This is a genomic window from uncultured Dialister sp. (assembly GCA_900314595.1).
Classification (GTDB): domain Bacteria; phylum Bacillota; class Negativicutes; order Veillonellales; family Dialisteraceae; genus Dialister.
Window position 1 is genome coordinate 1 of sequence record OMVW01000009.1, and the last position, 13,697, is coordinate 13,697.

Below are 13,697 nucleotides of genomic sequence, written 5' to 3' on the forward strand. Positions count from 1 at the left end.
TACTCCGAACAGGGTGAATAAGGCCCTATTTCCTTTAAACGCAATAGAGAAATTTCGATTTGGAAGCACTTTAGCAGCTGTTAAGTTAATGATATTGCCGTTAGCAGTTAGCAGTTAGCCGTTAGCCGTTAGCAGTCAGCTTTTAGTGATTAGAAAAAGAGCCGGTTGTGCAGCCGGCTCTTTTTATTTGAAATAAAAGCGGTCAGTGAAGGATATGGGGCTTGACCCAGTTTTACATAGTACGTCGTGCAGGAGCCTTTGGCCGGAAGGTGGACGCTCTGCCTTTCCTTCAACTCCGCCTGTGCATAATCCCCATAAAAAAACCGGCGCTGCCTCAGCAGTGCCGCCTTCCCGATCACCCCGAAATCTCGTAAAAGAATCTGACGGGGCATGTCCCTGCGAGACTGACCCCGAATACCGAAATTGCCTCAATCCATCTTATCTGACAGATGACAGCTTTCAAAGTTTCTTTCCCTCTTTGTCTCCCCGGAAGTTATAGACTATAAATGCGGCTGCCAGCCAGAAAGCAATGGCAGTGGTCCAGAAAACGGTGGGGTAGCCAAACCAGCGGGCCAGGGCTCCCGAGCAGACAGGTCCGGCCACATTGCCCATAAGGAAAATAGAAGAAACGACACCGAAAACGATAGATCTTTTTTCAGGCGGAACCGAGGCAGCCAGAATGGTATTCGTACAGGGACCGATGGGACCCATACCAAGGCCTGTAATAGCACGCCAGCTGCCAAGACCGGTGACAGACGTCATGAAGTACTGCATGATGAAATCAAATCCCACGAAAATCGTGGCCGCCACAAGGATTTTATGGGGACGGAAACGCTGGGTGAGCCGCCCCACATTGAGGGACATCAGGGCAGAGCAGGCGCCGGAAATAAAGATAATGAAACCTACCGTTGTCGCTACGGCTTCGGAATCGCTGCCCATCATCTGTTTGATGTAGAGCGGCAGGATCGGTCCGATGCCGGTGATGCCGAAATTGCAGAGGAACTGCATGAAAGTCATAATCCGGACCCGGGGGATTTTCATGAAATACACAATCTGGCCCCAGGTGGAACCTTTTTCCTTCGAAGCCCCTTTTCGGTGAATTTCCGGCATGAAAAGTCTGACTGCCAGGAGGCAGAGAAGGGAGAGAGACCCGAAAAAGAAGAAAGGCATCCGATAACCGATTGTATCGGCAATAGCTCCGCCAATCAAAGGTCCTACCATGATTCCTACCACCATGGCCGCCTGAAAATAGCCCATGGACCAGGACGTTTTTTCTTCCGGAGTCACAGAAACCACGATAGAAAGTCCGATGGGCACAAATCCTCCCACCAGGCCCTGTATAGTGCGGAGAATGAGAAGCTGCCAGGGAGCCTGAGTAAAAGCGGAACCCAGGATGCAGAGAGAAACAGCCGAAAGGACTACGGTCATCATGGTTTTCGGTCCCCGCCGGTCTGCCTGAATGGACCAGAAAGGAGCGGAAAGAGCAATCATGAAAGGAGTCACTCCCGTAATGAGCCCCGCCCAGAATGCAGACTCCCCGGGATCCGAAAGCCCCAGTTCCGAAAGGAAAAGAGGAAGAAATGACATGACCCCCATGAGCGCAATCCCCGCGCCTACCTGAATCAGGCACACCAGGTAAATGACCCGCTTCCAGTCCTTCATGCTCCCGCCTCCTTTCGTTACATATTTATCTACCATATTATAAAACTTTTGATAAAATATTGCTTATATAAGAAATAGTGGAAATAATCTTCCGAATATGCTATTATAATAAAACATGTGGGTGTAGTTCATCGGTAGATAGTTGCTGTCCGAGATTGAACTGGACTCGCAGTAAGTGAGATATTCTTACACGTGAATATCTTGCATTTCATATGCGGGTGTAGTTCATCGGTAGAACGCAAGCTTCCCAAGCTTGACAGGAGGGTTCGACTCCCTTCATCCGCTCCATAAAAATGAAATCCTCACTTTGGAGTGAGGATTTTTTGATTGCCTGTGTTATAATGTACATAGAGAGAGTCCTTGACGTGTGAAGGCGTCAGGCTCATCTACTTAGGATTCGAAAAGCCTGACGTGAATGAAGTATTGAGGGATACTTCAGTGTGTCTACGTCAGGTTTTTCGCTTTATTCATAAATATGCTGCCGGGGCAGCTCTTTACTTCATAATCATCACAATCAGCGTACCGAAAGCAATCATCAGCGATATGGCTTCATAAACACGCATGGGATCACCCCCTTACAGGAGATGAGCCCAACTCACGTCAAGGACTCGTAAAATAGTATATCAGAAATTTCATAAAATCAGAATATGTATTTTGTCTCTGCATTGGCAGGGATTTTTATTTTGCTTTGAAGACAGGATAGAAATATCCTGCATCATATTCGATTCTTCAAATGAATTGACCGCATTTCCTTTACAGCGCTTTCTCCATATAGATTTTACCGCGATTCGTTATATGACACCCCTGCCTTGCATGGTTTCGACTGGATCGTCCCCTCACCGCTATCGCGGAGCTCCCCGGAAATGAATTTACATTGTAGCTCATTTCCGACTTGTACGATAGTACAGCCCCTCCGTCAGCTGTGCTGACACCTCCCCGAACTTCGGGGAGGCTGCGAGGGTGCCTGTCGCCGGGCATAGCTGACAGATGAGACTTATAGTTTATAATCAATACTCGCGCCCGAAGGGCGCCACCTTCCCGAAATCCGCAATCCGAAGTCCGAAATCCGATTTTCTCAATACAAAAGAACCGATTGTTTAAACAACCGGTTCTTTTTCGTATTTCCAAAACACTAAAGGCTATTTTCCCGCAGCCATTTCCTTCCCTTTCTTGAAGAATTTCATAAGAAGCGGGGAGAAAGCAGAGAGGAGGCAGAGAGCGATGAGGATCCAGCAGATGGGGGTAGAGAAGAGTACGGAGGGATCTCCGCCGGAGAGCTGGAGGCTTCTTCTGAGGCCTCTTTCGCCCAGGGGTCCTAGGATCAGGGCCAGCACGACAGCTGCCGTATTGAGGCCCATTTTTCTCATGAGGTAGCCCATGACGCCGAAAATAAACATGATGACTACATCGGTAAAGCTGTTATTGATGGCAAAGGAGCCTACGACGCAGAGTACGAAAATGCAGGGAATCAGGATGGCATCGGAGAGTTTGGCCAGGTGTGCGAAAATGCGGCAGCCCCCAAGTCCGATGAGAAGCATGAAGAACTGGGTCAGTACGAATCCTGCAAAGAAGGTATAGGTCATGGGAGCATAGCGGGTGAAGAGTTCCGGTCCCGGCTGGAGGCCTTGAATGATGAGGCCGCCCATGAGGACTGCGGTTACAGATTCACCAGGAATGCCAAGGGTCAGGGTCGGAATGAGGGAGCCCCCGGTAACGGCATTGTTTGCCGCTTCAGACCCGGCTACGCCTTCAATATTTCCGTGTCCGAAGGTTTCCGGATGTTTGGAGAATTTTTTAGCCGTATCATAGCCCAAAAAGCAGGCAATGGATGCGCCGGCACCGGGAAGGATGCCGATAATATTTCCGATAATCCAGGAACGGATGATGGTGGGTCCGATTCGTTTTATTTCTTCTGCTTTGAGAAGCACGGAATCTTTGAATTTAATGACGCTTCCTCTTTCCTTGATCGCTTTCTCGGTCAGGATGAAGACCTGGGACATGGAGAAAAGTCCGATGAGGGAACAGGTCACATTGATCCCGTTGTACAGTTCATCGATACCGAACATGTACCGTTCCACCCCTTCCATGGGGTCCATGCCGATGGTGGAAAGGATGAGTCCGAAAGCACCGGACATGAGGCCTTTCACCATGGAACCGGTGGTTACGCCGGCGATAATGGTGATGCCGAAAAGGGCGAGCCAGAAGTATTCCGGGCTTCCGAATTTCATGGCCAGCTGGGCCAGCATGGGAGCGAAGAAATAAAGGGAAATACAGGAGAGAAGGCCGCCGCAGAAGGAAGCAAAGCAGGCAGTCCCCAAAGCTTTACCGGCTTTCCCCTGTTTCGTCAGTTCATAGCCGTCAAGAGCCGTAGCCGCCGAGGCAGGGGTCCCCGGGGTATGAATGAGGATGGCGGAAATAGAACCGCCGAAAATAGCGCCGCAGTAAATGCCCCCCAGCATGATGAGGCCCGTTTCCGGTTTCATACCGAAAGTCAGAGGAAGAAGAAGGGCTACGCCCATAGCTGCGGAAAGTCCCGGCATACAGCCGACGACTACGCCGATGGTTACGCCTACAATCAGCATAATCAGGTTCATGGGATCGAAAGCATGTCCAAATCCGGCTGCCATAAGTCCCAGAGTTTGTGCGTCCATAGTTTTCCTCCTTCCTTATAAGAATTCTTCCAGAATGATGCCCATGGGAAGGGGCACTTTCAGGAAAATATCAAATGTACCGTAAACGATGGCTGCCATCCCCACAAGGACCATCCCGATATAAAGAGGACGGATTTTGAAATAGCAGAGCGTCGAGAGGAGGTAGATCAGGGCAGCGATATAAAAGCCCACCAGGTACATGAGGATGAAGAATCCGATGAAAGCCGCAAAGGTGTACCAGAACTGTTTCTTTTCGAAGCCGTCAAAAATCTTCGAAAAGTCATTGTCCACTTTGTGGTCTTTCCGGCAGGCCAGAAACATATTTCCTACATGAACTGTGGTAAGCACAAGCAGGAGGCCTATGACGAAGTGCGGATAGTGTCGGACCGGTTCAGGATACTCTTCCGTAAGATAGAGGAAGAAGAAACTGAAGAGGTACATGAATCCGCAGATAAAAATATCTGATTTTTTCATGCGCATCTCCTTTTGGAAATAAAAATCATTTTCATGCGTCATCTATATCGGCAAGAGGCCGCCGATGGGGGCGGCCTCAATACCGATATATTCCTCAGGATGGGATTAATAGAGCTTGCTTACGATGTTCTTGCAGAAATCTCTCTGGCTTTCGATCAGTTGGCCCAGATCTGCTGCATTCTTGTAATCGATGGACATGCCTGCTTTTTCATGAGCAGCTTTGACTTCCGGATCTTCCATGGTCTTCTTGAAAGCTTCATCATAGAATTTAATGATGTTTTCCGGAGTGCCCTTCGGAGCTACGAGAGCACGGGCAGAGCCGTACCATTTATCATAGTAACCCAGTTCGCCCAGGGTCGGTACGTCTTTCAGGGATGGATCTCTCTTCGTATCGAATACGCCGAGGACTTTCAGTTCAGCCGTATCCCCATTGATCAGTTTTGCCACGTCGCCTACTTTAGCGCAGGAGAAATCAACTTCGCCCTGACGGAGAGCCAGGAGCTGGTCAGCTGTTCCGCCATAAGGAACTGCATTGTATTCGAAACCTGCAGATTTTGCGAGCAGCTGGGCTGCGGTATGATTGGAAGCCTGGCTGCCGTTGGTGGAAGCCTTCAGCTGACCCGGATGTGCTTTTGCATCTTCAACGAGTTCTTTCAGCGTATTCCATTTCGCATCTTTCTTTACGACCACAACGCCTGTTTCCGTTACATGGTTGCAGATTGGAACGATGGATTTGTCATCCAGATTGCTGCCTTTCTGGAGTTCCAGAGTGGTATAGGTCGGCAGATTGATGAAACCGATGGTGTATCCGTCCGGTTTTGATTTGGCCAGTTCGGTCCAGCCAATCTTGCCGTCAGCGCCCGGTTTATTTTCGATAACCAGAGTCTGGCCCACATATTTCTTTGCGCTGTTCGTCAGAAGGCGTGCACCGGTATCCGTGCCGGAACCTGCTTTATACGCTACAATGACTTTGACATCCTTTTCCGGTTTCCATGCAGCGCCGGATTTCGCAGCGCTCTTGGAGCCGCCTCCGCAGCCTCCCAGAAGAATACCTGCAGAAAGAATGGCAGCAGCAGCAAGCAGAAGTTTCTTTTTCATCGTTGTTTTTCCTCCTTGATTCCCTGCGCCGGACTCTCCCCGCCCGGCCTCGGGCTCCCAAATATGAAATTATGTGCGCTTTACAAATCACTTATTTTTTTATTTTACTATTCTTTTTTATTTTACACAATAATTACATATATGGGATAATTGTAATGACTACACAAATATTTCTATTAGATTGTAAAGATAAAATATATAACTTATATCAGAGGACTTTATAAACAGGAAATTCGATGGAAAATTCAGTCCGGCATCACAAGACCCCATCACCATACCCCTTCCTGTCGAAATGCCTCAAGCCTTTCCGCTCCGGAAGAAATAAAAAGCACGCAAAAAAGCCTTCGTCCGATTCGAAATCTATGGCAAGGCCCCAGGGCATCCCCTCTTTGTCAGCGAGAGCAGGGAACCGTCAAACGGTGCTTTCGGTCGTGAGTGGAGGGATAGAAGCTGCGCTTGATTGTCAGTGAGTTTCTCTCTTTGGAAGGCTTATTTACTTTTTAACAACTGGAATAATAAAAATTTATCCCGGGATTTGGAGAGGAAAAAGATATAGGGAATTTGTCCTGAACCATCTCATATGTTGGCGCGCTGATGATCCATCCGGAGTCGTTCCCGGAGCTCCTCTTTTTCGGTTCTCTATCTATATAATGCAAAAAGGGCTTTTTTGTTCCATTATATTTTCATTAGAAATTTTTAGAGGGCAAAAAAAGATAGATTTTATCGGGGCTTTCGGGTTTGAATTTTTTTATTTTTCAAAATTTTCCGCCTTTTTTGAAAACTTTTTAAAAAAGGCTTGACTTTTGTAAAACATTCGTTCCGTTTATTTTTGGAATAAAATCATGATTTCTGCTGCTGTAAAAAATCCACCGAATCCATTTCACCGAAAAGTTTTCCAATACAGTTCCATTTGACGTCATCGCAGTAAAAGTTAAAACAGCCTTCCTTCGGGAAAGCTGTTTTATTTCCATCAGAATATCAATTTTTTCACTTCTGAAAGCTGTTTTTCCGTTTCCTCGTCCTGACTATGAAAATCCATAAACCTTGCCAGGTATCCCTGCTTTCGGATGAGTTTCCTTGTCACTTCGAAATTCACGTCAAAGTACATGGCCAGGCCGCCCACGTGGAAATCAAGAGGTTCTTTCTTGATGGAAGTGGGAATGGATTTCTTTGTGAGCGCCATTTCATAGACTTTTCCCGTCATCTTTGACTTTTCAAACTTCTCCCGCGCTGTGTTCCAGATGATTTCCGGATGATCCGCATAGACGGCATAAACCCGGAAAATATCGGTTTTATCCGCATCCCGGAGAAGCTTACAGAAAAGGAGCTCCCTTTCAGAAAGTCCCAATGGCAGCTCATAGGCGCTGTGGAGGGCGATGGCTTTCTCCATGAGGGCATCTTCCGATGAATCTTCGATGAAATCCCGGATATGGTCTTCCTGAAAAAGATATTTCGCCCCGAAAGCCGCATGGTTCATGGACTTCCCGTCGGAAAAGGTATGAAACCTCTTAATCTGCTCAAAACGTCCGATGTCGTGCAGCATCCCCAGCGCCCAGGCCAAGTCCCTGTCCGAATCGGAAAGGCCCAGGCCTTTGGCAATGATTTCCGCATTGGATGCCACCTTTTTCGAATGAAGGACTTTCAGGAGGACCTGCGGGTCCTTCTCGTCAAAACGACGAGTGTATGAATCAAATTGTTTTAAAATAAAGGATCTTGAAATGACCATTATTTCCTCTGCATCGAGTCATCAATCATCATGGAGAAATTAACTTCCTCCGGAAATCTCAGAATCCCGCTTTTGCAAGCCAGGGATCGATATCTCCTTCAATATTTGCCGTGAGGCCTACCCCGAAGGAGGCTCCTTTCATAGCAGGGTATTCCATGATTTCCCTGTCTGTTTCGGAAAGGCTGCTTCTGCCGGTTTCCGGTCAAAAGTCATGGATACAGGGCCGCTGAAAAAAGTGGAAGTATGAATCAGGATACCTACGATCACGCCAGGGACGATCAGGACTCCGATGAGGATGTCTAGTTTCCTCTTAATGGCTGTCTCCTTTTGAGAATAGAAAATATTTCTATTCCTATAGTATCATAATAACGGAAATATCACGAAATAAAGATTTTGCACAATTTTCTGAATGCCGATTCTGCAAGTCATCGATTCTTCGAATCGATTGGCCCCCTTCTCCTGCTTCGCAGGAGCTTCCCCCGCCGGGGACGCTTTTCCGCGAGCGATTTGGGAAAATGATTACGCTTCCGATTGTGCAGACCCTCCCACTGCTGTCCCTTTTCGGGCATGATAAGGTTTGTAATTTAAAAACTCCGCGGCGCTTCCTGTTTTTATACGCCGCACCGCCCCTAATCCCCAATTCCTCCTGCTCAATAAGAATATTAAAATTGGCCGCTTTGTAATTTGATGCGGCCACCGCCCCGACAACCCCGATACCCCCGATACCCCCGACATTCCCGATTCAAAAGTTGTTTTTAATCAGTTTGATTTCAATATTAAAAACCTCACCCCCTCCCCTTTGCACTTTTTCCTGAAAATGGTTAAAATGGGTAAGTACTATAATACCCCTGGGGGGAAATCATGAAACTTATCAATTTTGACCATATCGTGCTGACCACGAGAAATCTGGAAGCATGCATTCATTTTTACCGGGATATCCTGGGTATGACCCTTTCGGAATCAAACGGCCGGTATGCCTTTCTTTTCGGAAACTGCAAAATCAATATCCATCAGCGGCCGGGGGAGTTCCAGCCGGCCGCCCTGAATCCTGTGTCTGGAAGCATCGATCTCTGTATCATCACAGAGACCCCTCTGGAAGAGGTGGAAACAGAGCTTAGAGAGAAAAAGGCGCCCCTCATCACGGGCATCGTGGACCGTCACGGGGCCAGGGGACCCATGAAGTCTATGTATCTGCGGGATCCTGATGGAAATCTCATCGAAATCGCCTGGTATGTCAATCAGAATGAAGTTCGCGGAAATATCGCGGAAGATGTGATGTTTGCGGAAAATGATGAAAACGCAGCCATCGAATAAGGAGACCTATGACACCGTACCAGTCCAATTTATTCTTCATCGCCGAATATATTCTCTCGGCGGTCATCATCGTCTTTCTTACCTGGAGGAAGACCTCTTTTGATGCGAGGAAAATCATTACAAGGAAAACGTTTGCGAAACGTCTTCCCTTCGTCATTCTTGCTGTTCTTCTTCCCATCGTCCTCATGACGGTGATTATTATTTTTTCGTCCCTCGTTGGAGACTCTGCCAGCAAAGTCCTCATCGGAGTTCTTCAGTTCATCCTGACCCTTGCGGCCAATGTGCTTCTGGGTGCTTCCTGGATGCAGCGGTACCGGGTCTATCCCCGGGGCACGGAGCTCTGTATCGTGGTCATTCTCATGTATATCATTTCCGACCTTTTCATGCCCGCCGGCATCAAGTATGCCATCCTCGTGGGCGGAACGGTGCTGGGATTTATATTTCCTGATACATGGGATGACTGGAAGAAGTGAGCCGGCTGAATAGCTGTGTTCTGTTTCAAAAGCCTGAAATAAAAGTGATCAGTTCTCAGTTAGCAGTTCTCAGTGAAGGTGCGGCGCCAAAAATGAAAAGCGCCGCTTTTTTAATGAAAATCATCTGCTTAACACCATAAAAAAAGGGCCCGCTTCACATTGAGGCGGGCCTTCCTTCACTGATAACTAAGAACTTTTTCAATTCAGTTCCACATTATAATTTTCATCCAGCCGGGCATTCATATGGAGGAGAGCCGGAGCGTCATTGGCATCAATGTAAAGGGCATGCCATTTCTGAATGCCCGGTGCTTTTCCGTAAGGGGTGGTGAGCAGCTGGAAATTCGGGGACCATTCTGCCTGAATTCCGGCAGCTCTGGCCACTGGAAATACGGGGATATAGATATGACCGTCTTTGCCGTAAGCCCTTGTTTCCAGTTTCTTTCCTTTCACATAGAGGTCATAGACTTTGGCCACATAATGGGGATTTCCATCGGAAGCATAAATGGCGGAATTCAGTTCCTCATCCGTAGGGAATCCGGCCACGCCGAAGGGACGGAGTTTCTCCCGTACTGCCCTGGCGTCCAGAGGCTGACGGTTATAGCCATCGGGATAGATATAGTAAACCACGGTGCGGTCCGTTTCTTCCTGAACCACCACTCTTTCATAAATAATATCTACGGGAATTCCCTTTACGATATGAGCAAAGAGGTCTTCCACATCTTTTTCATACATGCGGACGCAGCCATGGGATGCATAATTTCCAATGGAGTTCGGGTTGTTGGTTCCATGGATGCCATAATTTCCGCCAATCCCGATCCAGCGGTAGCCCAGCGGATTTTCCGGACCCGAAGGTACGGGATGTTCCTCATCATCAGGGTCTACCCATTCCGGGTTAACGATCATGGCAACGACTTTTCTCCTGCCAAGAGGTGTCTCTGTATCCTTGCCCGGTCTGCCGGGAGCAACGGGATACATACGGATGCCTACATCGCCCTGATAGAGGGTGAGAAGGCGGCTGGCCAGATTGACTTCGATGCGTTTGTCTTCAAACCGCGGCTTTTTCGGTGCTTCTTTTTCTACCGGCGCTTTTTCTTCGATATAGGCAGCGACGGGTGCTTTCTTTGCTTTTAGATCTTTGATTTCCTTCGGTACTTTATTTTTGACGACAGTCGCTTCGGGAGCCGTATCTCCATAATACCCTTTAGCTTCTGCATTTCCTGTCATGGCGCCGGAAATTGCCATAGCCATGGCGGCTGCCAGTAAAATCTTTTTAATCAATGTTATTTCCCCTATCCCCTGATTTATAAAAATGTGAAATTCAAATGGAAATAAAAGTTATATATCTGGATCAGCAAAACATTGTCATCCTGCATGTGAGTACAGCCTCCCAGTCACTTCGCATCAGCTCTCCTTGAGAAGCGTATCACTTAGTTCATTTCCGACTTGTCCCATAGTACAGCTCCTCCGGCCGCCCCCGAACTTCGGGCAGGCTTTTTTCCGACCTTTGAGGCGTTGATTCAGAAAGCCTCGCCGCTGTGGCGCCGGGCTCTTTCTTCTCCTAAAGTTTCCAGCAGATTCGGCGGCGTTTCGCTTTTCCATACCCAGCCGGGCGAAGCTTTCTGGGCCTGCTCTTTGGCGGCAAGCAGGTCGTAGTAGACCTGCCATTTGGCATTGACCAGTTCCCGGCCGCTCTGACGCAGAAGGTAGGCGGGATGAAAGGTGGGCATGACGGGTATGCCGCGGTAGTTGATCCAGTGGCCTCTGGAGCGGATAATGCCTGCGTCTCTTCCGAGGAAGAAGCGGAGGGCTACTTTTCCAAGACCCACGATGACTTTCGGCCGTACCAGTTCTATTTCTTTCACCAGCCAGATGGAGCCGCAGAAGCTTCCTTCCTGAATGGTGGGCGTCCTGTTTCCATGGGGCCTGCATTTGACGATATTTGTCACATAGACATGATCTCTTGTAATTCCCACGGAAAAGAGGGCTTTATCGAGGAGCTGGCCCGAGGGACCTATGAGGGGTGCGCCGTAGTCATCTTCGACGCCTCCCGGTCCTTCCCCGACGATCATCATGGGCGAATCGGCAGGTCCCGAGGAAAGGACAGGCCCCAGGCCTCCCTCTTTGCGAAGGGGACACTGCGCGCAGCTCCTGATGGCATTTTCTATTTCTTTATGATTTTTGAAATGGGGTTCTTCTTTCTGCGGTCCCATCATTTCCCGATGCCGCCTTTCGGCGTATTCTTCGGGATCTTCGTGTCCAAATAAATCCATAGTTACCTCTTACTGCATATCCGGCGGCGGTTCCTGATTCGTTAATTCATAGAAGAGGGTGAACTGGCCTGCGAAGTGAAGTTTCACTGTATCTACCGGGCCATTTCTGTTCTTGGCCACGATGATTTCCGTTTCATTCTTCTTCGGGTCGTCGTCTTCGATTTCACGATTATAATAAGCTTCACGGTAAAGGAAGCTGACGAGGTCCGCATCCTGTTCCAGGGACCCCGATTCACGAAGGTCGGAAAGGAAAGGCCGGTGGTCCTGGCGGGATTCCACGCTTCGGGAAAGCTGGGAGAGGGCGATGACCGGTACGTTCAGTTCGCGGGCAAGGCTCTTCAGGGAGCGGGAAATTTCGGAAATTTCCTGCTGCCGGTTGTCCCCGTTTCTGGATGCATTCTTTGCCTGCATGAGCTGGAGGTAGTCAATCATAATCACATCAAGCCCGTGCTCTGCCTTGAGGCGGCGGCACTTGGAACGGATTTCGGAAACGGAAATGCCCGGGGTATCGTCGATATAAAGAGGCGCTTCCATGAGGACGGAGGCAGCGGTGGCGAGCTGCTGCCATTCTTTATTGGTGGTGATCCGTCCGGTGCGGAGCTTCGAGCTGTCCACGAGGGCCGTGGAGCAGAGGAGGCGCTGTACCAGCTGTTCTCTCGACATTTCCAGAGAAAAGAAGGCGACCCGCCTTTTGGCGGAGGAAATAGACATATTCTTTGCCATGTTCAGGACGAAGGCAGTCTTCCCCATGGACGGACGGGCAGCGACGATGATGAAGTCCCCTTTCTGGAATCCTGTGGTCAGGGCATCAAGAGAAGGGAATCCGCTGGCCAGGCCGGTGATGGATTCTTTATTTTTATATTTCTCGGAAATTTCTTCCAGTTCATTCCGCACCGCTTCACCGATAGCGACGAAATCGGATTTCCTTTCATCCCTGGTCACCTGGAGGATGAGTTTTTCGGAATCGTCTGTAATCTCCGCCACATCCTGTCTTTCGGAGTAGGCTTCGTCGGCAATCGTTCCCGCCGCATCGATGAGGCGGCGCAGCTTCGCCTTGCCTGCCACAATATCTGCATAGCGGTCCACGGATTTCGTGTTTATGACGGAAACGGGCAGTTCATTGACGTAAAGAATGCCTCCCACGTCATCCAGGCGGCCCAGTTTCTTCAGTTCTTCGGTGACCGTCAGGATATCCGCCGGCTCTCCCCGGTGGAAAAGATTCAGGATGGCCTGAAAAATAATGGCATTGGATTCTCTGTAGAAATCAGCAGGCGTCAGCATGTCTTCGGCCGTGACAATGGCATCCTTCTCCAGCAGCATGGCCCCCAGTACCGCTTTCTCCGCCTCAATATTCTGGGGCGGTATGCGGGTAATGATCTGGGAATCGGTATCCAGCTTCTGTTTCCAGTCCTTCCGGTCAGATTTGAAATTATTTCTATCGCCCTTACGGGCATCGTTAAAATCACTCATGGAATTCCTCCCGAAGAAATTCACCTGTACTCTTCGTGTATCTTACTTATTATACCTTATAAACAGGGAAGGTGCATTGCATCTTTTAAAGCAAATAACGGGAACCGCCTCATCAGGGACAAGGCGGTTCCCGTTATTCATAATCCCACCACAAAAAGCCACGAAGCGGGGCTCTTCATTCATCCGCTTTGTGGCTTTCTGTTTTCAACATTTACAAGTTAGTTAGTTTCTTTTTTCTACATGGTACCATATAGCGAGCTTTTCTTCGCTCCCCGCTTTCTCTGAGAATGGCTGCCGTAGCAGGGACCTGCGCGTTTTCTTCAGCTCTGTCTGTATAGTACAAAAAGAGGATTTTATTTTTGATTTTTTATTATAGATTCTTTTTATATGCATCCCCGTCTGTGCTATCCATACAAAAATGGCGGCCATCAGGCCGCCACCTTCACGAACCACGAATCACGAAATCTCGATAAAGTCTATCTCGGGGCATGACGTAGTGAGGCTGATTCACGAAAACCGCAGCTGACTTATTCCATTCTATCTGCCCAATGTCCCAAAT

General features: G+C 48.7%; 11 protein-coding genes and 1 tRNA gene. 3 read left to right on the forward strand and 9 right to left on the reverse strand.

The annotated features are described in order from the left end of the window. Window positions 1–459: 459 nt before the first annotated feature. Complete coding sequence (locus tag QZN42_RS04450; protein WP_296954652.1) at window positions 460–1,662, reverse strand: MFS transporter; 1,203 nt, start codon at window positions 1,660–1,662, stop codon at window positions 460–462. A 214-nt stretch (window positions 1,663–1,876) separates the two neighbouring features. Between QZN42_RS04450 and QZN42_RS04455 the strand changes: the two genes are divergently transcribed. After that, window positions 1,877–1,950, forward strand: a tRNA-Gly gene (locus tag QZN42_RS04455). Between the two features lie 206 nt (window positions 1,951–2,156). Here QZN42_RS04455 and QZN42_RS10150 read toward each other — a convergent pair. The 5 genes from QZN42_RS10150 to QZN42_RS04475 all read right to left on the reverse strand — a co-directional run bounded on the left by QZN42_RS10150 (window position 2,157) and on the right by QZN42_RS04475 (window position 7,611). Beyond that, window positions 2,157–2,225: a putative holin-like toxin gene (locus tag QZN42_RS10150; RefSeq protein WP_363916265.1), complete on the reverse strand. Its 69-nt coding sequence runs from the start codon at window positions 2,223–2,225 to the stop codon at window positions 2,157–2,159. Window positions 2,226–2,801: 576 nt separating this feature from the next. Then, complete coding sequence (locus QZN42_RS04460; RefSeq protein ID WP_296954654.1) at window positions 2,802–4,313, reverse strand: tripartite tricarboxylate transporter permease; 1,512 nt, start codon at window positions 4,311–4,313, stop codon at window positions 2,802–2,804. A 15-nt stretch (window positions 4,314–4,328) separates the two neighbouring features. Next, window positions 4,329–4,787, reverse strand: coding sequence for a tripartite tricarboxylate transporter TctB family protein (locus QZN42_RS04465; RefSeq protein WP_296954656.1), 459 nt, complete (start codon window positions 4,785–4,787; stop codon window positions 4,329–4,331). Window positions 4,788–4,892: 105 nt separating this feature from the next. After that, window positions 4,893–5,885, reverse strand: a complete 993-nt coding sequence (locus tag QZN42_RS04470; protein ID WP_296954657.1) for a tripartite tricarboxylate transporter substrate binding protein — start codon at window positions 5,883–5,885, stop codon at window positions 4,893–4,895. A gap of 970 nt (window positions 5,886–6,855) precedes the next feature. After that, on the reverse strand, window positions 6,856–7,611 hold the full coding sequence (locus QZN42_RS04475; protein ID WP_296954658.1) for an HD domain-containing protein: 756 nt from the start codon (window positions 7,609–7,611) through the stop codon (window positions 6,856–6,858). A gap of 861 nt (window positions 7,612–8,472) precedes the next feature. Between QZN42_RS04475 and QZN42_RS04480 the strand changes: the two genes are divergently transcribed. Continuing rightward, a complete protein-coding gene (locus tag QZN42_RS04480; protein ID WP_296954659.1) occupies window positions 8,473–8,925 on the forward strand; it encodes a VOC family protein in 453 nt (150 codons plus the stop codon). Between the two features lie 8 nt (window positions 8,926–8,933). Further along, the gene (locus QZN42_RS04485; protein WP_296954661.1) at window positions 8,934–9,398 is read left to right on the forward strand and encodes a hypothetical protein; all 465 of its coding nucleotides are present in this window, start codon (window positions 8,934–8,936) and stop codon (window positions 9,396–9,398) included. A gap of 198 nt (window positions 9,399–9,596) precedes the next feature. Here the strand turns inward: QZN42_RS04485 and QZN42_RS04490 are convergent, their stop codons facing one another. From QZN42_RS04490 to dnaB, 3 genes are all read right to left on the reverse strand, one after another. Further along, window positions 9,597–10,676 carry a L,D-transpeptidase gene (locus tag QZN42_RS04490; RefSeq protein WP_296954662.1) on the reverse strand — a complete coding sequence of 360 codons (1,080 nt, stop codon included), beginning with the start codon at window positions 10,674–10,676 and terminating at the stop codon, window positions 9,597–9,599. A 239-nt stretch (window positions 10,677–10,915) separates the two neighbouring features. Next, window positions 10,916–11,668 (reverse strand): uracil-DNA glycosylase, encoded by a 753-nt coding sequence (locus QZN42_RS04495; protein WP_296954665.1) that lies wholly within the window; start codon window positions 11,666–11,668, stop codon window positions 10,916–10,918. 9 nt (window positions 11,669–11,677) lie between these two features. Further along, the gene (gene dnaB / locus QZN42_RS04500; protein WP_296954717.1) at window positions 11,678–13,045 is read right to left on the reverse strand and encodes a replicative DNA helicase; all 1,368 of its coding nucleotides are present in this window, start codon (window positions 13,043–13,045) and stop codon (window positions 11,678–11,680) included. Window positions 13,046–13,697 lie beyond the last annotated feature (652 nt).

Bases quoted from the DNA above. Each gene is read 5' to 3' on its own strand.
- QZN42_RS04450 (WP_296954652.1), bottom strand. From the start codon at position 1,662: ATGAAGGACTGGAAGCGGGTCATTTACCTGGTGTGCCTGATTCAGGTA.
- QZN42_RS04460 (WP_296954654.1), bottom strand. From the start codon at position 4,313: ATGGACGCACAAACTCTGGGACTTATGGCAGCCGGATTTGGACATGCT.
- QZN42_RS04465 (WP_296954656.1), bottom strand. From the start codon at position 4,787: ATGAAAAAATCAGATATTTTTATCTGCGGATTCATGTACCTCTTCAGT.
- QZN42_RS04470 (WP_296954657.1), bottom strand. From the start codon at position 5,885: ATGAAAAAGAAACTTCTGCTTGCTGCTGCTGCCATTCTTTCTGCAGGT.
- QZN42_RS04475 (WP_296954658.1), bottom strand. From the start codon at position 7,611: ATGGTCATTTCAAGATCCTTTATTTTAAAACAATTTGATTCATACACT.
- QZN42_RS04480 (WP_296954659.1), top strand. From the start codon at position 8,473: ATGAAACTTATCAATTTTGACCATATCGTGCTGACCACGAGAAATCTG.
- QZN42_RS04485 (WP_296954661.1), top strand. From the start codon at position 8,934: ATGACACCGTACCAGTCCAATTTATTCTTCATCGCCGAATATATTCTC.
- QZN42_RS04495 (WP_296954665.1), bottom strand. From the start codon at position 11,668: ATGGATTTATTTGGACACGAAGATCCCGAAGAATACGCCGAAAGGCGG.